This is a genomic window from Streptomyces monomycini, from assembly GCF_022271435.1.
Taxonomy (GTDB): Bacteria; Actinomycetota; Actinomycetes; order Streptomycetales; family Streptomycetaceae; genus Streptomyces; species Streptomyces monomycini.
The window spans coordinates 28,942-47,465 of the sequence record NZ_JAFIQY010000002.1 but is presented as its reverse complement, the minus strand read 5'-3'; the positions used below and the strand labels follow the sequence as shown (position 1 = coordinate 47,465).

Sequence of the window (18,524 nt, the reverse complement as noted above, 5' to 3'; positions counted from 1 at the left end):
GGCCGGCACCCCTCAGCGACCCGTCACCCACCACCACGACGGCACGCTCGTGGGGCAGGTCACAGCAACGCGTCTGCGACACTGGAAGAACCATGCCTAAGCCCGGAGAACTCACTTTCGTCGCGCCGCGCGGAGCCAAGAAGCCCCCGCGGCACCTTGCCGATCTCACCCCCGCCGAGCGGCGTGAAGCCGTGGCCGCGGTCGGTGAGAAGCCGTTTCGTGCCAAGCAGCTGTCGCAGCACTACTTCGCGCGGTATGCGCACGACCCGGCGGAGTGGACCGACATCCCGGCCGCGGCGCGGGGGAAGCTGGCGTCGGAGCTGCTGCCCGAGCTGATGAGTGTGGTGCGGCACATCTCCTGTGACGACGACACCACCCGTAAGACCCTGTGGAAGCTGCACGACGGGACCCTCGTGGAGTCCGTGCTGATGCGCTACCCGGACCGGGTCACGATGTGCATCTCGTCGCAGGCCGGGTGCGGTATGAACTGTCCGTTCTGCGCCACGGGGCAGGCCGGGCTGGACCGGAACCTCTCCACCGCCGAGATCGTTCATCAGATCGTCGACGGCATGCGGGCGCTGCGGGACGGTGAGGTGCCGGGTGGGCCGGCCCGGTTGTCCAACATCGTCTTCATGGGCATGGGCGAGCCGCTGGCGAACTACAACCGGGTCGTGGGCGCGATCCGGCGGCTGACCGACCCCGAGCCCGACGGGGTGGGGCTGTCGCAGCGGGGCATCACGGTGTCCACGGTCGGTCTCGTGCCGGCGATGCTGCGCTTCGCGGACGAGGGGCTGAAGTGCCGGCTCGCGGTGTCGCTGCACGCGCCGGACGACGAGCTGCGCGACACGCTCGTTCCGGTCAACACGCGCTGGAAGGTGCGTGAGGTGCTGGACGCGGCGTGGGAGTACGCGGAGAAGTCCGGGCGACGGATTTCGATCGAGTACGCGCTGATCCGGGACATCAACGACCAGGCTTGGCGGGGTGACCTGCTGGGCCGGCTGCTCAAGGGCAAGCGGGTTCATGTCAATCTCATCCCGTTGAACCCGACGCCCGGCTCGAAGTGGACCGCCTCCCGTCCCGAGGACGAGAAGGCGTTCGTGGAGGCCATCGCCGCGCACGGGGTGCCGGTGACGGTCCGCGACACGCGCGGACAGGAGATCGACGGCGCCTGCGGGCAGCTCGCCGCCTCGGAGCGCTGACCGCCCGCTGGTACGGTGTGATCGAACAAATGCACATTCCGACAGGGGAGCGCCACAGCGCTGAGAGTGCGGCAGTGTCACGGACCCAGGCCGAAAGGACCTGGCGTCACGGACATCGAGGTGCCGCAGACCCTTGAACCTCGCCCGGGTCATTCCGGGTAGGAAGTTCGGTCGTCACTCATGCTGTTGCGCCCCGTCCGGCCTCCTCCGCGGAGCGCCGGGCGGGGCCGCGTCTCTTCCTGGCCAGCCAGGAGGAATTCAGTGAGCACCACCAGAAGGATCACCGTCACGGCGCTGGCCGTCGCGGCCGGCATGACGGCGCTCGCCGCGTGCGGTTCGGGCGGCAGCGGCGGCAAGGATCCGAAGACCGTCACGCTCGTCAGCCATGACTCCTTCAACGTCTCGAAATCCGTGCTGGCGGAGTTCACCGAGCAGACCGGTTACAAGGTCGACGTGCTCAAGGGCGGGGACGCGGGCAAGGCCGTCAACCAGGCGATTCTGTCGAAGGGGAACCCTCAGGGTGACGTCTTCTTCGGTATCGACAACACGCTGCTGTCGCGGGGGCTGAAGGAAGGGATCTTCACTCCGTACCAGGCCAAGGGGCTGGAGAGGGTGCCCGACGAGCTCCAGCTCGACAAGGCGGAGCACCGGGTGACGCCGGTGGACTACGGCGACACCTGCGTCAACTACGACCGGGCCTACTTCGCCGCGCACAAGATCGCGCCGCCGGAGACCTTCGACGACCTGCTCAAGCCCGAGTACAAGGGGCTGCTGGTCACCGAGAACTCCGCCACGTCCTCGCCGGGGCTCGCCTTCCAGCTCGGCACCATCGCCGCGTACGGCGAATCCGGCTGGCAGGAGTACTGGAAGAAGCTCAAGGCCAACGGCGTCGAGGTCGTGGACGGCTGGGAGCAGGCGTACAACGAGCGGTTCTCGGGTTCGGCGGCCGGCAAGGGCAAGGGGGACAAGCCCCTGGTGGTGTCGTACGCGTCGAGCCCGCCGGTGGAGGTGCTGGGCAAGAAGCCGGAGCCCGAGGAGGCGCCGACCGGCGTCGCGACCGGCACCTGCTTCCGGCAGATCGAGTTCGCGGGCCTGCTCAAGGGCGCCAAGAACGAGAAGGGCGGCAAGGCGCTGCTGGACTTCCTGCTGAGCAAGCAGTTCCAGGAGGACGTACCGCTCCAGATGTTCGTCAACCCGGCGCGTAAGGACGCGAAGGTGCCGGAGCTGTTCACCAAGTACGGCGAGAAGATCGACAAGCCGCAGACGGTGGCTCCGGAGACGATCACCAAGAACCGCGAACAGTGGATCAAGCAGTGGTCCTCGCTCGTTCTGAAGTAACCGGCCGCCAGGGGCGGGCGCGCCGCGCGCGGGGAACGGCCACCCGGCTCGCCCTGATGGCGCTGCCGCTCGCCTTCTTCGCGCTGTTCTTCGCCTACCCGGTCGCCGCGATCGTCGGGCGCGGGCTGAAGGACGGCGGCCGGTGGCAGCTCGGCCGGGCCGGAGAAGTGCTCTCCGACCCGGACGTCCTGCACGTCCTGTGGTTCACCGTCTGGCAGGCGGCGGCCTCGACCGGGCTCACGCTGCTGATCGCGCTCCCCGGCGCGTATGTCTTCGCGCGCTTCGAATTCCCCGGAAAGAAGCTGCTGCGGTCCGTGGTCGCGGTGCCGTTCGTCCTGCCGACGGTGGTCGTCGGGTCGGCGTTCCTGGCGCTGGTCGGGCGCGGCGGGGTACTGGACGACCTGTGGGGCGTACGGCTGGACACGTCGGTGTGGGCGATCCTGCTGGCGCACGTCTTCTTCAACTACGCCGTGGTCGTACGGACCGTGTCCGGCCTCTGGGGGCAGCTCGACCCTCGGCAGGAGGAGGCGGCCCGGGTGCTCGGGGCGTCCCGCTGGGGCGCCTGGCGGCGGGTGACGCTGCCCGCCCTGGGGCCGGCCGTCGCGGCCGCCGCACTGATGGTCTTCCTCTTCACCTTCACCTCCTTCGGTGTGGTGCAGATCCTCGGCGGGCCGACGTTCTCCACACTGGAGGTGGAGATCTACCGGCAGACCGCCGACTTCCTGGACCTGCCGACCGCTGCCGTTCTCACGTTGCTCCAGTTCGCCGCCGTGCTGGCGCTGCTGGCCCTGCACGCCTGGACCGTACGGCGGCGGGAGGCCGCCCTCACGCTCGTCGACCCGGCGCAGACGGTGCGGCGGCCGCGCGGCGCCGGCCAGTGGGCGCTTCTGTGGGGGACGCTCGTCGTGATCGTGCTGCTGCTGGTGGTGCCGCTGGCGGTGCTGATCGAACGGTCCTTCGCCGGGCCGGACGGTTACGGATTCACGTTCTACCGGGCGTTGCAATCCGCTGCCTCCATGGACAGCACCTTCGCCGTCGCCCCCTTGAACGCCCTGTGGAACTCGCTCGCCTACGGGGCCGCCGCCACGCTGATCGCCCTGGTGGTGGGCGGGCTGGCCGCTGCCGCGCTGACGAAGCGGGGCGGCCGGCTGGTGCGGGGTTTCGATGCCTTGCTGATGCTGCCCCTCGGGGTTTCAGCCGTGACCGTCGGCTTTGGATTTCTGATCACTCTTGATGAGCCGCCGCTCGACCTGCGGTCCTCGTGGTGGCTGGTGCCACTGGCGCAGGCGCTGGTCGGAGTGCCCTTCGTCGTACGGACCATGCTGCCCGTGCTGCGCGCGGTGGACGAGCGGCTGCGGGAAGCGGCCGCGGTGCTGGGAGCCTCGCCCTGGCGGGTGTGGCGCGAGGTCGACCTGCCGCTGGTGCGGCGGGCCCTGCTGGTCGCCGCGGGCTTCGCCTTCGCCGTGTCGCTGGGTGAGTTCGGCGCGACGGTCTTCATCGCGCGGCCGGACAACCCGACGCTGCCGGTGGCCGTCGCACGGCTGCTGGGACGCGCCGGAGAACTCAACTACGGGCAGGCGATGGCACTGTCCACGATCTTGATGGTGGTGTGCGCGGGCGCGCTGCTGGCGCTGGAGCGCATCCGTACCGATCAGTCCGGAGAGTTTTAGATGGCGGAACACGCGGACCCGGCGGACGAGGCACTGCTGCGGCTGGACGGCGTCACCGTCCGCTTCCGTACCGGGCAGCCGCCGGCGCTGGACGCGGTCGGCCTGAGCGTCGCCGCGCAGGAGATCGTGTGCGTACTGGGGCCCAGCGGCAGCGGCAAGTCCACGCTTCTGCGGGTCGTGGCGGGGCTACAAGCCGCCGACGCGGGGCGCGTCTTCCTGGAAGGACGGGACCAGTCGGGCGTGCCCACACACCGCCGTGGCGTCGGGCTGATGTTCCAGGACCACCAGCTCTTCCCGCAGCGCGACGTCGGCGGGAACGTGGCCTTCGGCCTGCGCATGCGCGGCGCCTCGCGTGCCGAACAGGAGCGTACGGTGGCCGAGCTCCTGGACCTGGTCGGCCTGCCCGGGGCCCAGCGGCGCGCGGTGGCGGCGCTGTCCGGTGGCGAACAGCAGCGGGTGGCGCTGGCCCGCGCCCTCGCGCCGCGGCCACGGCTGCTGATGCTGGACGAGCCGCTCGGCCAGCTCGACCGCGGCCTGCGGGAGCGCCTGGTCGTCGAGCTGCGGAGAGTCTTCGGCGAGCTGGGGACGACCGTACTGGCCGTGACGCACGACCAGGGTGAAGCCTTCGCGCTGGCCGACCGGGTGGTGGTCATGCAGGAGGGGCGGATCGCGCAGAGCGGGACTCCGCTGGAGGTCTGGCAGCGTCCCGCCACCGAGTTCGTCGCCCGCTTCCTGGGCTTCGACAACGTGGTGGAGGCGACCGTGCGGGGCGGGGCCGCCGACACCCCGTGGGGCAAGGCCCCCGTACCGGACGGCACGCCGGACGGCCCGTGCCGCCTGCTGGTGCGCCCGGCCGGGGTGGGGATCACGGCTGCCGCGGACGGACTGCCGTGCACGGTAGCGGCCCGTACCTTCCGCGGTACCCATGTCGCCCTGCTCCTCCAGCCGGACACCGGACCGCAGGTGGAGGCGGCCTGCGCGCTGCGGGACGCCCCGCAGGACGGTGAGTCGGTGGGCGTCACCTTCGCGGCCGAGGACGTCGTGGTCCTGAACCGCTGAGGGACGCCCACCGTGGGGGCGCATGCCCGCGCCCGCGCTACACGAAGTGCTACGAGGAGCTGGTGCGGCTGCCCGCCGTGGTCCGTGCGTCGCTCCCGGCCGACGGCCCGTCCAGCGTCTTCGCTTCCTCCGCGGGAGCCGGTACGGCCGCCGGTCCGCTCGCCGTATCGGTCGCGCCGCCGTCCTCCGGTTCGCCGAACCAGGCGACCGCGACGGCACCGGCCACCGCCACGACGAAGCCGAGCACCGCCATCCAGGCGAAGCCGGGCCGGGAGGAGTCGCCGAGCCACAGCACGCCGAGGATGCCCGGCACCACCGTCTCGCCCACCACCAGCGCCGCCGTGGCGCCGTTGACCGAACCGATCTGGAGGGCCACCGTGTGCAGGTACATACCGCCGATACCGGCGACCAGAATGGCGTAGAGCGCCGGGTCCGCCAGGAGTGTGGGCAGGTGGAACGGGTCGACGCCGTTCAGTACGCGCACCCCGACCCCGAGCGCGCCGAAGCCCAGGCCGGACAGCAGGCCGGCGAGGATCGCGGCGCGGCTGCCGAGCAGCCGGACGGCCAGCGTGCCACCGCCGATCAGCGCGACCGAGGCGATCAGCAGCCACCAGTGGGTGGTCGTCGAAGCGTCACCGCCGCCCTCCGGCCCGGCAGCGGTGGCCAGCAGGACCAGCGCCGAGCAGACCACGCCGATGGAGACCCACTCGCGCCCGTTCAGCCGGATGCCGAGCAGCTTGATGCTGAGGACGGCGGTGATCACGAGGTTGGCGCTGATGACGGTCTGCGAGAGGAAGAGCGGCAGCAGCCGGGCGGCCAGCGCGCCGAGGCCGAAGCCCACGAAGTCCAGCACCGTGCCGACCATGAACTCCCAGGTCACGGCCGCCTTGGCGGTGGAGGAGAGACTGGGCCCGCCGTGTGCGGTGACGCCGGTGGTGGACGCGGCGGCCGCCTCCCGGCGCGCGGACTTGCGGGATCCCACCGCTTGCAGGACCGACCCCGTGCCGTAGCAGGCCGAGGCCGCTACCGCCGTCAGAAGACCGATGAGCACCAAGAACTCCGTTTCGCGCACTGCCTGGTTTTACCTGTGCATTACCTGACTAGCGAGACGTGGTTTCGGGGGCGTGAGTTGCCTCGGACGGTCGAGCAGATGCCGCGGGGCCGGGGCCCGGGGTTCCGCCGAGGCGGGCCAGCGCTTCCGGGGCCTCTTCCACCGAGTCGACCAGAGCGATCTTGTCGGACATGGCGCGTTCCGCGGCGAGCGCCTGCAGCAGCGGCCAGGCGGGCAGCCGCTCGGTCCAGTGGGCACGGTCGACGAGCACCATCGGGGTCGGTTCGCCCCGCGACCCGTAGTAGTTCGGGGTCGCGTTGTCGAAGATCTCCTGCACGGTGCCCGCCGCGCCGGGCAGGAAGATCACTCCGGCGTTGGAGCGCGCCAGGAGGCCGTCCTCGCGGACCGCGTTGACGAAGTACTTGGCGACATGGGCCGCGAAGGCGTTCGGCGGCTCGTGCCCGTAGAACCAGGTGGGGATGCCGACCGAGTCGCCGCCGTCCGGCCAGCGGTCCCGTACCTCGAAGGCGGCCCGCGCCCAGTCCGTCACCGAGGGGCCGAACCGCGGCACCTTGGCGAGGAGCGCGAGGCTCTCGGCCAGCATGGTGTCGTCGAAGGGCGCGCTGTAGGCGCCGAGATTCGCGGCCTCCATCGCGCCCGGGCCGCCGCCCGTGGCGACCGTCAGACCGGCCCGGGCGAGCCGGCGTCCCAGCCGGGCCGCGCCTTCGTACGCGCCGGAACCGCGCTCCAGCGCGTGCCCGCCCATGATGCCGACGACGCGGGCACCGGTGAGGTGCTCGTCCAGGGCGTCCGAGACGGCGTCGTCGTGGATGCTGCGCAGCATCGAGGCGAAGATGTCGCCGTCCGACATGGTCGACTGGTACCAGGCGTAGGCCAGGGCGTCGGGGGTCGCCGCGTAACCGGCGTCGGTGTCGAGGGCTGCGAAGAGTTCGTCGGGCGAGTAGAGGCTGCCGCGGTACGGGTCGAACGGCAGATTCGGTATCGGCGGGAAGACCAGGGCGCCGTCCGCCCGCACGCTCGCGACAGCCTCCGGTGCCATCCGGCAGCCGAGGAAGACGGCGTCCGAGGCCGGCGTGCCGAGCAGGGCGGCCGTGCGGCCGGTCAGGTCGAGGGACTGGACGCGGTAGCCGCGCAGACTGCCCGAGGCCAGTACCCGGTCGAATGCGGCGAGCGTCTCGATCTCGCGGTCGTCACGGCGGTGCGGCGACCGCTCGACGGGGCGATGGGGCGCGGGGGACTCGGAGTTCGGCTGCACGCCCGACATCGTAGGCGGGCGCGGCCTGGGCCCGGCGGTGAGGGCCGGGACGGCGGGCGGCGCGGTGGGAAGTGCCTGGGCCCGGCGGCGAGGGCCGGGAGGCGGGCGGCGCGGTGGCAGGTCAGCGGTCAGGGGAGCAGAGGCAGGGCGGCGAGTTCCGCGATGGCCCAGGTCAAGGGGGCCAGGACGGCAAGAAGGGCCAGGACGCGGAGAGCGGCGGCGCGGTGCAGGAGGGAGCGGGGCGTACCGAGGCGGCGGAGGGCGGCGGTGGTGTGCGTACGGGCCCAGCGGGCTTCCAGGGCCGCCGTGAGGGCGCTGGCGGTGACGCAGGCCAGGACGAGGGCCGCGCCCAGCCCGGTGAGGGGCCCGAGCGGCCGGGCGGGGGCGGCTTCGTACACCTGCACCGCCGCGTACGTGCCGGAGGCGACCGCGCAGAGCACGCCGAGCGGACGGCCGATGCGCCGGGACTCCTCCTGGAGGACCCGGCCCGCGAGGAGGCGGACGGCGCCTGGGCGGCCGGCGGCGAGCAGCCGGCCGGACAGCTGCGTCAGGCCGGGGCCCGCCAGGACCAGGCCGAGGGTGGACAGCGCCCAGCCCGCCAGGACACCCGGCGGGCTGCCGACGAGGCGTTCGGGCAACGGGAGGAGCGCGTCGGCGTCGGCGGCGCCCCGGCTGACGTACGTCTCCAGGGCGAGGCCGGCCGCCGTCAGGGTGATCCCCCACGGGAGCGCGGCGGGCATGGCGGAACGCGAACTGTTGGTCTCCATCGCCGTGAGGGGCTCGCCGGTTCCGGCGGCCGCCCGGGCGCCGCGCCGGCCGCCGCGGGCGTCCTTGCGGGGGCGCAGGACGACCGCGGTCGTGCCCGAGGCGACCAGGGGGACGACGGCGAGCAGCAGCAACGTGCCGGCCGGCGGGAGGGCGTGGCCCGCGCCGAGGAGCCGGGTGGCGGAATCGGTGGCGGGCGCGCCGCCCAGGTCACCACGGAGCGCCAGGAAGACGAGCAGCGCGCAGAAGCTGCCCAGGACGCAGGAGACGGCGGTGGAGGTGGCGGCGATCAGGGTCAGCCGGGCCGGCCCCAACCCGGCGGCGGACATGCCCCGTTGAGGCCGGGTCGCGGGGTCGGTACGGGCCGCGGACACGGCGAGCTGAGTGGTGGCCGCGACCGGGACGGCACACCAGAGCAGGCGTACGAAGGCGTCCGCGGCCGACGCCGGGTGGGCGGCGGCGTGGCCGAGGACGGCCAGCAGGAGAAAGCCGGTGCCCGCGGAGGCGGCGGCCACGAGCAGGCGGCGCAGCAGGACGAGGGGGTGGGCCCCGAGGGTCAGACGGAGAGCGAGCACTCTGCCCTGCTTTCCTTCTCGGGGGCGGGGGCCTTGGGGCCGACGCGACGGCCGTCGAGGAGTGCCACGGTGCGGTCGGCGAGCGTCTCGGCCTCGGGCTCGTGGGTGGCGAGGACGACCGTGATGTCGTGGGAGCGGGCAGCCGTGGTGATGGCGCGCAGGACCTGGGCGGCGTCGGCGCGGTGCAGCGGCGCGGTGGGCTCGTCGGCGAACAGGACACGCGGCGCGCAGGCCAGGGCGCGGGCGACGGCGATGCGCTGGCGCTGCGACTGGTCGAGGCGGCCGGGGCGTTGGCGGGCGCACCGGCCCACGTCGAGGCGGTCCAGCCACTCGCCGGCGGTCTGCTTGGCTTCGCGGTGACCGACGCCGCGCAGCAGCAGGGGGAGGGCGGCGTTCTCCCAGGCGGACAGTTCGGGGACGAGGTGCGGTTCGGTGTCGACCCAGCCGAACCGGTCCAGGCGCAGCCGTTCACGGCTGAGCGGGGAGAGCGTGTGCACAGGTGAACTGTTGAACCAGATCTCGCCGCTGTCCGGGGCAAGTTGGCCGGAAAGGCACCGCAGGAGAGTCGTCTTGCCGCAGCCGCGCGGACCGGTGACGGCGAGGATCTCGCCCTCGCGGACACCGAGGGAAACCCCGGTGAGCGCGGGGGAGCCGGCGTATGTGTGGTGCAGGCCGCGCGCCCAGAGAACGTCGTTGTCAGGTGGGGCCACCATCTGCGCACCTCATGCTCGTCGCGTCCGATCGTTCCCCCAACCGGGTGAACGACCATGGAGGGTATCGGTCACTGGCACGGTAAGGAGTGGCGACCCTCGGTATTCGGCGCTCGCCGCGCACCACGGCCCAGGTTCACTCAAATGGCCGCTTATATGAAGAACCTGGGCGAAGGGGGAGCGGGGAGGGGCCGCGGGAGGTGCGGGGTGTGCGGGGGGAAGGGGAGGCCGGCGCCCGGAGCCCGCGCTCGCCAGGGGGCCGCGCCTGCTCGGAGGGCGTACGGGACCGTGAGTTCGGGGCCGTGCGCGCATCGCGGGCGGGCGCGCGAGCCTGCTGCGCGGGCACGCACGTACCGGCAGGTGGGCGGGTGGACGCGACAAGCCCGGAGTCCCGGACCGGACCGGACCGCGGGCCCGGGGCGAGGCCGCGGCCTTTCGCCGCACGCTCCTCGACCCCGGGCCCGCGCCGCCGTTCCGCACGGGTCAGAGCTTCGCCCAGGCCTCCGTCAGCGTGCCGCGCAGGATCTGCTCGATCTCGTCGAAGACCGGCTGGTCGGCGATGAGCGGCGGGGCGAGCTGGACGACCGGGTCGCCGCGGTCGTCGGCACGGCAGTACAGACCGTTCTCGAAGAGGGCCTTGGAGAGGAAGCCGTACAGTACGCGCTCGGTCTCCTCGTCGTTGAACGATTCCTTCGTGGTCTTGTCCTTGACGAGTTCGATGCCGTAGAAGAACCCGTTGCCGCGGACGTCACCGACGATGGGCAGGTCGTGGAGCCTCTTCAGGGTCGAGAAGAAGGCGTCCTCCTTGTCCAGCACGTGCTGGTTGAGGCCCTCGCGCTCGAAGATGTCGAGGTTGGCGCAGGCGACGGCGGCGGAGACCGGGTGGCCGCCGAAGGTGTAGCCGTGCAGGAAGGTGTTGTCGCCCTTGTAGAACGGCTCGGCCAGCCGGTCGGAGATGATGCAGGCGCCGATGGGGGAGTAGCCCGAGGTCATGCCCTTGGCACAGGTGATCATGTCCGGTACGTAGTCGAACTTGTCGCAGGCGAACATCGTGCCGAGGCGGCCGAAGGCGCAGATGACCTCGTCGGAGACGAGCAGCACGTCGTGCCGGTCGCAGATCTCGCGGACCCGCTGGAAGTAGCCGGGCGGGGGCGGGAAGCAGCCGCCCGCGTTCTGCACCGGCTCCAGGAAGACGGCGGCGACGGTGTCCGGGCCCTCGAAGAGGATCTGCTGCTCGATCTGGTCGGCGGCCCAGCGGCCGAACGCCTCCGGGTCGTCGCCGAAGAGCGGCGCGCGGTAGATGTTGGTGTTCGGGACCTTGTGCGCGCCGGGGACCAGCGGCTCGAACGGGGCCTTGAGGCCCGGCAGTCCGGTGATGGACAGGGCGCCCTGCGGGGTGCCGTGGTAGGCCACCGCACGCGATATGACCTTGTGCTTGGTGGGCTTGCCGGTGAGCTTGAAGTACTGCTTGGCCAGCTTCCACGCGGTCTCGACGGCCTCGCCGCCGCCGGTGGTGAAGAAGACCTTGTTCAGGTCGCCGGGCGCGTAGTGGGCCAGCCGCTCGGCCAGCTCGACGGCCTTGGGGTGGGCGTACGACCAGATGGGGAAGAAGGCCAGTTCCTGGGCCTGCTTGAGCGCGGTCTCGGCGAGTTCGGCGCGGCCGTGGCCGGCCTGGACGACGAAGAGGCCGGCCAGACCGTCGATGTAGCGCTTGCCCTTGTCGTCGTAGATGTCGGTGCCCTCGCCGCGCACGATCGTCGGCACGGGGGCGTTCTCGTACGACGACATGCGGGTGAAGTGCATCCACAGGTGGTCGTAGGCCGTCTTCGAGAGGTCAGCGGTCATGGCTATCTGGTTCCCCAGGTGTAGGTCTGCTTACGGAGCTTGAGGTAGACGAAGCTCTCGGTCGTCCGGACGCCGGGCAGCGTGCGGATCCGCTTGTTGATCATTTCCAGCAGGTGGTCGTCGTCCTCGCAGACGATCTCGATGAGGAGATCGAAGGAGCCCGCGGTCATGACGACGTACTCGACCTCTTCCATGGCCGTCAGGGCGTCGGCCACCGGGTCGAGGTCACCTTCGACGTTGATCCCGACCATCGCCTGCCGTCGGAAGCCGACCGTGAGGGGGTCGGTGACCGCGACGATCTGCATCACGCCTTGGTCGAGCAGTTTCTGTACGCGTTGCCGCACCGCCGCCTCGGACAGGCCGACGGCCTTGCCGATCGCGGCGTACGGACGGCGGCCGTCCTCCTGGAGCTGCTCGATGATCGCCAGGGAGACGGAGTCGATCGACTGGGTGCCGTTTCTGTCACGAGTGGCCACATCCCTCACTGTGCACGAGCCTCGTCAGTCCCGCAACCCCGATTCGATGAAATCAGTTGTCTGTAGATCTCGACGCCACTGATTTCGTCGTTCACCCTTGACGGGTATGTCGAAAACGTTGACTTCCTGGCTAGGGTGGGCATCTCAAGCACTGGACACCTGACTAGGAGGGGTCGCTCGTGACCACCGAACTGCGTCGGCTGCGCAACTACATCGACGGGGAGTTCCGGGACGCCGCCGACGGGCGGACCACGGAGGTGGTCAACCCGGCCACGGGTGAGGCGTACGCCACCGCTCCGCTGTCCGCCGCCGCGGACGTCGACGCCGCGATGGCCGCCGCCGAGGCCGCGTTCCCCGCCTGGCGCGACCTGGTGCCGGCCGAGCGCCAGAAGGTCCTGCTCAAGATCGCTGACCGCTTCGAGGAGCGGGCCGAGGAGCTGATCGCCGCCGAGTCGGAGAACTGCGGCAAGCCCGTCGCGCTCGTCCGCTCGGAGGAGATCCCTCCGATGGTGGACCAGATCCGCTTCTTCGCGGGCGCCGCCCGGATGCTGGAGGGCCGCGCCGCGGGCGAGTACATGGACGGTCTGACGTCCATCGTCCGCCGGGAGCCGGTCGGCGTCTGCGCGCAGGTCGCGCCGTGGAACTACCCCATGATGATGGCGGTGTGGAAGTTCGCCCCGGCGCTGGCCGCGGGCAACACCGTCGTCCTCAAGCCCTCCGACACCACGCCCGCCTCGACCGTGCTGATCGCCGAGATCATCGGCAGTGTGCTGGACGAGCTGGGCCACTCCCGCGGCGTCTTCAACGTCATCTGCGGCGACCGTGACACCGGCCGTCTGATGGTCGAGCACAAGACCCCGGCGATGGCCTCGATCACCGGCTCCGTACGGGCCGGTATGCAGGTCGCCGAGTCCGCGTCCAAGGACCTCAAGCGGGTCCACCTGGAGCTGGGCGGCAAGGCGCCGGTCGTGGTCTTCGAGGACACCGACATCGCCAAGGCGGTCGAGGGCATCGCGGAGGCGGGCTACTTCAACGCGGGCCAGGACTGCACGGCCGCGACCCGGGTGCTCGTCCACGAGTCCATCCACGACGAGTTCGTGACCGCGCTCGCCAAGGCCGCCGCCGACACCAAGACCGGCGCGGTGGACGACGAGGACGTGTTCTACGGGCCGCTGAACAACGCCAACCAGCTGGCGCAGGTCAAGCGCTTCATCGACGGCCTGCCCGCGCACGCCAAGATCGAGGCGGGCGGCCACCAGGTCGGCGAGAAGGGGTACTTCTACGCCCCGACCGTCGTCTCCGGCCTGAAGCAGGACGACGAGATCGTCCAGCAGGAGGTCTTCGGCCCGGTCATCACCGTCCAGTCCTTCCGGGACGAGGACCAGGCCGTCGAGTGGTCGAACGGTGTGGAGTACGCGCTGGCCTCGTCGGTGTGGACCAAGGACCACGCGCGGGCCATGCGGATGTCCAAGAAGCTGGACTTCGGCTGCGTGTGGATCAACACCCACATCCCGCTGGTCGCCGAGATGCCGCACGGCGGCTTCAAGAAGTCCGGTTACGGCAAGGACCTCTCGGGCTACGGCTTCGAGGACTACACGCGCGTCAAGCACGTGATGACGTCGCTGGACGGCTGAGTCCGTCCGCCGGGCGGCACACCGCGTTGTGCCGCCCGTCACTCCGTCGTGGGCAGCGCCCCGGCAGGCGACGTTCTGTCGCTTGCCCCCGCCGCCCACGCCGCGTGAGAGTGCTCGCCATGGGTGAACTATCGCGGCGTTCGCTGCTTCGGGGCACGGTCGGTACGGGAGCGGCCGGGGCGCTGGCCGCGCTGGCGGCCGGATGCGGAGTGCCCGCCGCGTACGTCGCCCCCGGCGACCGCGCGGCCCCCGACCGCTCGGCCCGCGACCGGCGCCTGACCTTCGCCAACTGGCCGCTCTACATCGACGTGGACGAGCACGACCAGCAGCGGCGGCCGACCCTGGAGGCGTTCGAGCAGCACACCGGCATCTCGGTGACGTACACCGAGGAGATCAACGACAACGACGAGTTCTTCGGCAAGATCAGCCCCGCCCTGATGAACCGCCGGCCGACCGGCCGCGACCTGATCGTCGTCAGCGACTGGATGTGCGGCCGCTTCGTACGCCTGGGATGGGTGCAGGAGATGGACCGCTCCCGGCAGCCCAATGTCGCGCTCCACCTCGACCCGCTGCTGCGTACCCCGCACTTCGACCCCGGGCGCAAGCACAGCGTCCCCTGGCAGTCGGGCATCACCGGCATCGCGTACAACCGCAAGAAGCTCGGCCGGGAGATCCAGCACACCGCCGACCTGTGGAAGGACGACCTGCGCGGGCGGGTGACGCTGCTGTCCGGCCTGGACGAGTCCTTCGCGATGCTCATGCAGGGCGACGGGGTCGACATCACGCGCTGGACGGAGACCGACTTCCATCGGATGACGGAACGCATCCGCCGCCTCGTGGACAAGAAGCACATCCGGCGCTTCACCGGCAACGACTACATCAAGGACCTGGCCTCGGGGGACGTGCTCGCTGCGCAGGCGTACTCGGGCGACGTCGTCCAGCTCAAACAGGACAACCCGGACATCGAGTTCGTGGTGCCGCAGGAGGGCGCCGAACTGTGGGCGGAGAGCCTGATGATCCCCGGCCGCGCCGAGCACAAACGCAACGCGGAACAGCTGATCGACTTCTACTACCGGCCGGAGATCGCCGCCGAACTGGCCGTCTGGGTCAACTACGTCTGCCCGGTGCCGGCCGCGCGAGACGTCCTCGCCTCCTCCAAGGACGAGGAACGCGCCGCACTGGCCGAGGACCCGCTGGTCTTCCCGGACGGCGCCCTGCGCAAGCGACTGGCCATCGCCCGCGACATCACCTCCAAGGAGCGCCCGGCGTTCGCGAAGGAGTGGAACGGGATCGTGGGGCTTTGAGGTGGCGGGGGCGTCGCGCTGTTCAGCGAGGCGCGCCCTGCGCGACGGCTTCCTCCAGGGTTGTGCGCAGTTGCTCGTACGTGGGGGCGAGTTGTCGCAGGCCTGCTTCCAGCGCTTGGTTGTCGCCGGAGGCGGCGGGGTACTGCAAACTGCCGAGGATGCGGGATTGTTCGGCCAGTAGGGCGGCCGGGGTGGTCAGGCCCAGGGTGCTCAGGCATGCCGCTGCGTCGTGGAGGCGGCGGGCGCCGACCTGGACGGCGAAGGAAGCGAGCAGGTCGCGGGTTTCGGAGGGCAGGCCGCCCTCGGCGGCCTGGTCTGCGAGGGCTTCGAGTGCGGCGGCTCCGCCCAGCGTTCCCGGCGGGACCGGCAGGTCGTCGCGGCCGGCCAGCCACCGTACGGCGCCGGGTAGGGACTGCCGGAGGGCGTCCGTCGGGTCCACGGTCCGCTCTTGGGTGAAGGCGGAGCGCATCACGTAGGTGTCGTCGGTGTACGGCACCGTCTCCGCGCGCCAGGCGGCGGCGAACGCCGAGGCGGGGAGGGTCGCGTAGGGGTGGCCGTGCGGGTCGTGGAGGAGGACGGTGTTGTTCTCGACCGCGAGGACGACCACGTAGTGGTCGGCGCCGATCGCGGTGCCGGAGCCGTGCTGGTAACGGAGCAGACCCATCTCCAGCGGGCCGGCCACGACGGGGCCTTGCGCGCAGGCGGCGCGCAGGCGGGTCAGTGCCTCGTCCTCGGTGTCCTCGGTACCGCCCGCATCGCGTACGCAGTGCAGGCCGAGCGCCGGTACGGCGGCGTCCAGGCCGCGCTCCGGGTCCCAGCCGTACGGGTCGAACAGGGGCATGGTGCCGCCGATGAGCTGGACGCCGAACGGGGAGCCGGTGAGGGTTTCGATGACGGCGGTCGGCGGGGTGGCGTCGGGGCCGAGCATCATCGCCAGGGAATTGCTGTAACAGTACGGGCCGGAGCCGATGTAGGTGAGCATGGCAGTCCTCGGTGAGTGGGCAGGAGGGGGGCGTTCCTCAGTGGACTGCTTGACACCGTGAGAAGGTCAAGAGGGTGCGCAAGTGGCCGGGTGGGGGCGGGTTTCGGCGCCGTGGCAGACTCGGCGGTCATGTCGGAGATCACGCAGGACATGAGCCCCGCTGTCACGTTCGGACTGCTCGCTGCCTGGGCGCTGCACGACGCGGAGGAGGTGGCCTTCGGGCCACGATGGATACGGGAGCACCTGCCGGAGCTGCGGGAACGGTTTTCCGGGGCGCCGGAGCGGCTCTGGACTGCGCTGGAGGGCGTCGATCAGCGGGAGTTCACGGTCGCGGTGGGTGCCGTGGCGGTGATCGTGGCCGCCGCCTCGGCGCGCGGGCACCGCACCGGCGGCCGGTCGGCCTTCTTCCAGGGTGCGGTGGACGGGTTCGGGCTGCACGGCCTGGTCCACCTGGCACAGGCCGTGGCCGTACGCGGTTACACGCCCGGCTCGGTCACCTCACCGCTGATCGTCATCCCGTACGCCGTGTGGGCGCGCGGCAGGCTGCGGCGCGCGGGGCGCCTCCGGCCCACGGACGCGCGCGGGGTGGTGAGCGGGCTGGCCGTGGCCGGAGCGGCCACGGCACTGTCCCACTTCGTGGCGCGGCGGCTGGTGAAGCGCTGAGCCGACGGGCCGGGGCCGGACCCGTAGGCGTCAGAGCGCGGCGCGTACGGCGGCCACCCGGTTGGTCGTGACGGCGTCGACGCCCGCGCGCTGGAGGCGGCGCGCGGCGCGGGGCGTGTCGGTGGTCCAGGCGGCGCACAGGTAGCCGTCGCCGTGGGCCCGTTCGACCAGGTCAGGGGTGATGAGGCCGAAGTGGTAGTTCAGCCAGCGGGGGTGGACGCGGGCCAGCAGTTCGGGGCGGGGCGGGGCCGTACGGGACCAGGACAGGGCCAGTTCGGCGGCCGGGTCGGCAGCGCGGACGGCCAGCATGGACAGGCCGCCGCCGCAGTAGTACGCGCGGTCGCCGGCGCCGGATTCGTGGACCTCGCCGACGGCGGACTTCGCGGCCGCCGGGTCCGGGAGGTCGATCAGGGCGCGGGCGGACGGGTACTCGGCGATGAGGGCGAGGGCGGCGCGCAGTGTGGGCACACCGCCCGCCGTGACCTCGTCCACCTGGGCGCAGGTCAGCGAGGAGAGCCGGCGGTCGTGGCCCCACAGGCGTTCCAGCGTGGGGTCGTGCAGCAGGACCGGCACCCGGTCGGCGGTCAGCCGAACGTCGATCTCGACCGCGTCGGCGCCCGCTGCGAGCGCGGCGCCGAGCGAGGCGAGGGTGTTCTCGCGGTGGTCGTACGGGGCGCCGCGGTGACCGATGACCGCGACCCGCCGCCCGGTGGCGGACGCCGGTGCGGCCGGACGGGCCGGCAGCGCCCGCGGCGGGGCCGGGGCGTGGCGTCCGGCCCTCATCGCGGCCACGCCGCGGTGTAGTCGTCGATCTCCGCGGCCAGTGCCGCCTTGGCGGCGACGTCCATGAACGACGCCTCGACGGCGTTCTTGGCCAAGGCGGCGACCCCGGCGGCGTCGAGGTCCAGCAGGCGCGCGGCGACCCCGTACTCCAGGCACAGATCGGTGCCGAACATCGGCGGGTCGTCACTGTTGATCGTCACCAGCACCCCCGCGTCGACCATCTCCTTGAGCGGGTGCTCGTCGAGGGTGCGCACGGCGCGGGTGGCGATGTTCGAGGTCGGGCAGACCTCCAGCGGGATGCGGTGCTCGGCGAGGTGGGCCAGCAGCTTCGGGTCCTGGACGGAGCTGGTGCCGTGCCCGATCCGCTCGGCGCGCAGGTCGGTCAGCGCGTCCCAGACGGTCTGCGGGCCGGTGGTCTCGCCGGCGTGCGGGACCGAGCGCAGGCCCGCGGCGATGGCGCGGTCGAAGTACGGCTTGAACTGCGGGCGCGGCACGCCGATCTCCGGGCCGCCGAGCCCGAACGAGACCAGGCCCTCCGGCCGCAGGTCGCAGGCGATCCGCGTGGTCTCCTCGGCCGCGTCCAGCCCGGCCTCGCCGGGGATGTCGAAGCACCAGCGCAGCACCACGCCCAGCTCGGTCTCCGCCGCCCGGCGCGCGTCCTCGATGGCCTCGACGAACGCCTCGTCGGGGATGCCGCGGCGGGTGGAGCTGTACGGGGTGACGGTCAGCTCGGCGTAGCGGATGTTCTGCCGCGCCATGTCGCGGGCGACCTCGTACGTCAGCAGCCGGACGTCCGTGGCGTCCCGGATGAGGTCCACGACGGAGAGGTAGACCTGGATGAAGTGGGCGAAGTCGCGGAAGGTGAAGTAGTCGGTGAGCGCCTCGGGGTCGGTGGGGACCGCGGAGTCCGGGTGACGGGCGGCCAGCTCGGCGACGATGCGGGGGGACGCCGATCCGACGTGGTGGACGTGCAGCTCCGCCTTGGGCAGTCCGGCGATGAAGGCGTCGAGATCGGACAACGGTTCCTCCTGGTCGAGGGGCGAGCTGGGCGTGCTGCGGACGGTGGCCATCGTATGCGGGCCCCGGCGGCCCGAACGGCGCAGGTCTTGGCGGAACGGAGCAGGTCTTAGCATGGGCGGACCGTGACCGTGGGGGGAATGTGGGGATGTCGATGTCCGACCGTGAGCAGCCCGA

General features: G+C 71.6%; 16 protein-coding genes. 7 read left to right on the top strand and 9 right to left on the bottom strand.

Features of this window, described 5'->3' with window-relative positions:
• Nucleotides 1-92: 92 nt before the first annotated feature.
• From rlmN to JXZ78_RS02845, 4 genes are all read left to right on the top strand, one after another.
• Nucleotides 93-1,199, top strand: coding sequence for a dual-specificity RNA methyltransferase RlmN (rlmN, locus tag JXZ78_RS02860; protein ID WP_030017372.1), 1,107 nt, complete (start codon nt 93-95; stop codon nt 1,197-1,199).
• Between the two features lie 261 nt (nt 1,200-1,460).
• On the top strand, nt 1,461-2,537 hold the full coding sequence (locus JXZ78_RS02855) for a thiamine ABC transporter substrate-binding protein (protein WP_030017371.1): 1,077 nt from the start codon (nt 1,461-1,463) through the stop codon (nt 2,535-2,537).
• Between the two features lie 56 nt (nt 2,538-2,593).
• Nucleotides 2,594-4,207, top strand: a complete 1,614-nt coding sequence (locus JXZ78_RS02850) for an ABC transporter permease (RefSeq protein ID WP_030017370.1) — start codon at nt 2,594-2,596, stop codon at nt 4,205-4,207.
• Nucleotides 4,208-5,266 (top strand): ABC transporter ATP-binding protein, encoded by a 1,059-nt coding sequence (locus JXZ78_RS02845; RefSeq protein ID WP_030017369.1) that lies wholly within the window; start codon nt 4,208-4,210, stop codon nt 5,264-5,266.
• Between the two features lie 49 nt (nt 5,267-5,315).
• Here JXZ78_RS02845 and JXZ78_RS02840 read toward each other — a convergent pair whose 3' ends face one another.
• From JXZ78_RS02840 to JXZ78_RS02815, 6 genes are all read right to left on the bottom strand, one after another.
• Nucleotides 5,316-6,317, bottom strand: a complete 1,002-nt coding sequence (locus JXZ78_RS02840; protein WP_238782666.1) for a DMT family protein — start codon at nt 6,315-6,317, stop codon at nt 5,316-5,318.
• A 49-nt stretch (nt 6,318-6,366) separates the two neighbouring features.
• On the bottom strand, nt 6,367-7,602 hold the full coding sequence (locus tag JXZ78_RS02835) for an LOG family protein (RefSeq protein ID WP_078623914.1): 1,236 nt from the start codon (nt 7,600-7,602) through the stop codon (nt 6,367-6,369).
• Nucleotides 7,603-7,721: 119 nt separating this feature from the next.
• Complete coding sequence (locus JXZ78_RS02830; RefSeq protein ID WP_238782639.1) at nt 7,722-8,933, bottom strand: hypothetical protein; 1,212 nt, start codon at nt 8,931-8,933, stop codon at nt 7,722-7,724.
• The gene (locus JXZ78_RS02825; protein WP_030017366.1) at nt 8,915-9,646 is read right to left on the bottom strand and encodes an ABC transporter ATP-binding protein; all 732 of its coding nucleotides are present in this window, start codon (nt 9,644-9,646) and stop codon (nt 8,915-8,917) included. Before JXZ78_RS02825 ends, JXZ78_RS02830 begins: the two co-directional genes overlap by 19 nt.
• A gap of 480 nt (nt 9,647-10,126) precedes the next feature.
• On the bottom strand, nt 10,127-11,488 hold the full coding sequence (locus JXZ78_RS02820; protein WP_030017365.1) for an aspartate aminotransferase family protein: 1,362 nt from the start codon (nt 11,486-11,488) through the stop codon (nt 10,127-10,129).
• Nucleotides 11,489-11,490: 2 nt separating this feature from the next.
• Entirely contained in the window at nt 11,491-11,964 is a 474-nt protein-coding gene (locus JXZ78_RS02815; RefSeq protein WP_003980199.1) for an Lrp/AsnC family transcriptional regulator, read from the bottom strand.
• Nucleotides 11,965-12,143: 179 nt separating this feature from the next.
• Here JXZ78_RS02815 and JXZ78_RS02810 point away from each other — a divergent pair, with 179 nt between their 5' ends.
• Both JXZ78_RS02810 and JXZ78_RS02805 read left to right on the top strand, forming a co-directional pair.
• A complete protein-coding gene (locus JXZ78_RS02810; protein ID WP_030017364.1) occupies nt 12,144-13,598 on the top strand; it encodes a gamma-aminobutyraldehyde dehydrogenase in 1,455 nt (484 codons plus the stop codon).
• A 119-nt stretch (nt 13,599-13,717) separates the two neighbouring features.
• On the top strand, nt 13,718-14,902 hold the full coding sequence (locus JXZ78_RS02805; RefSeq protein ID WP_030017363.1) for an ABC transporter substrate-binding protein: 1,185 nt from the start codon (nt 13,718-13,720) through the stop codon (nt 14,900-14,902).
• A gap of 22 nt (nt 14,903-14,924) precedes the next feature.
• On the opposite strand, the gene JXZ78_RS02800 is transcribed toward JXZ78_RS02805, so the two are convergent.
• A complete protein-coding gene (locus JXZ78_RS02800) occupies nt 14,925-15,884 on the bottom strand; it encodes a YobF C-terminal domain-containing protein (RefSeq protein WP_030017362.1) in 960 nt (319 codons plus the stop codon).
• A gap of 129 nt (nt 15,885-16,013) precedes the next feature.
• On the opposite strand from JXZ78_RS02800, the gene JXZ78_RS02795 reads away from it, so the two are divergent.
• Nucleotides 16,014-16,547, top strand: coding sequence for an HXXEE domain-containing protein (locus JXZ78_RS02795; RefSeq protein ID WP_030017361.1), 534 nt, complete (start codon nt 16,014-16,016; stop codon nt 16,545-16,547).
• A 30-nt stretch (nt 16,548-16,577) separates the two neighbouring features.
• Here JXZ78_RS02795 and JXZ78_RS02790 read toward each other — a convergent pair whose 3' ends face one another.
• Entirely contained in the window at nt 16,578-17,330 is a 753-nt protein-coding gene (locus JXZ78_RS02790) for a glycerophosphodiester phosphodiesterase (RefSeq protein ID WP_078623919.1), read from the bottom strand.
• On the bottom strand, nt 17,327-18,349 hold the full coding sequence (locus JXZ78_RS02785; RefSeq protein ID WP_030017359.1) for an adenosine deaminase: 1,023 nt from the start codon (nt 18,347-18,349) through the stop codon (nt 17,327-17,329). The genes JXZ78_RS02790 and JXZ78_RS02785 overlap by 4 nt, the downstream gene beginning before the upstream one ends.
• Nucleotides 18,350-18,524: the final 175 nt, after the last annotated feature.

What these genes read in the sequence shown, in the direction of transcription:
- rlmN (WP_030017372.1), top strand. Translation starts at nt 93, where the DNA reads ATGCCTAAGCCCGGAGAACTCACTTTCGTCGCGCCGCGCGGAGCCAAG.
- JXZ78_RS02850 (WP_030017370.1), top strand. Translation starts at nt 2,594, where the DNA reads ATGGCGCTGCCGCTCGCCTTCTTCGCGCTGTTCTTCGCCTACCCGGTC.
- JXZ78_RS02845 (WP_030017369.1), top strand. Translation starts at nt 4,208, where the DNA reads ATGGCGGAACACGCGGACCCGGCGGACGAGGCACTGCTGCGGCTGGAC.
- JXZ78_RS02835 (WP_078623914.1), bottom strand. Translation starts at nt 7,602, where the DNA reads ATGTCGGGCGTGCAGCCGAACTCCGAGTCCCCCGCGCCCCATCGCCCC.
- JXZ78_RS02825 (WP_030017366.1), bottom strand. Translation starts at nt 9,646, where the DNA reads ATGGTGGCCCCACCTGACAACGACGTTCTCTGGGCGCGCGGCCTGCAC.
- JXZ78_RS02820 (WP_030017365.1), bottom strand. Translation starts at nt 11,488, where the DNA reads ATGACCGCTGACCTCTCGAAGACGGCCTACGACCACCTGTGGATGCAC.
- JXZ78_RS02805 (WP_030017363.1), top strand. Translation starts at nt 13,718, where the DNA reads ATGGGTGAACTATCGCGGCGTTCGCTGCTTCGGGGCACGGTCGGTACG.
- JXZ78_RS02800 (WP_030017362.1), bottom strand. Translation starts at nt 15,884, where the DNA reads ATGCTCACCTACATCGGCTCCGGCCCGTACTGTTACAGCAATTCCCTG.
- JXZ78_RS02795 (WP_030017361.1), top strand. Translation starts at nt 16,014, where the DNA reads ATGTCGGAGATCACGCAGGACATGAGCCCCGCTGTCACGTTCGGACTG.
- JXZ78_RS02790 (WP_078623919.1), bottom strand. Translation starts at nt 17,330, where the DNA reads ATGAGGGCCGGACGCCACGCCCCGGCCCCGCCGCGGGCGCTGCCGGCC.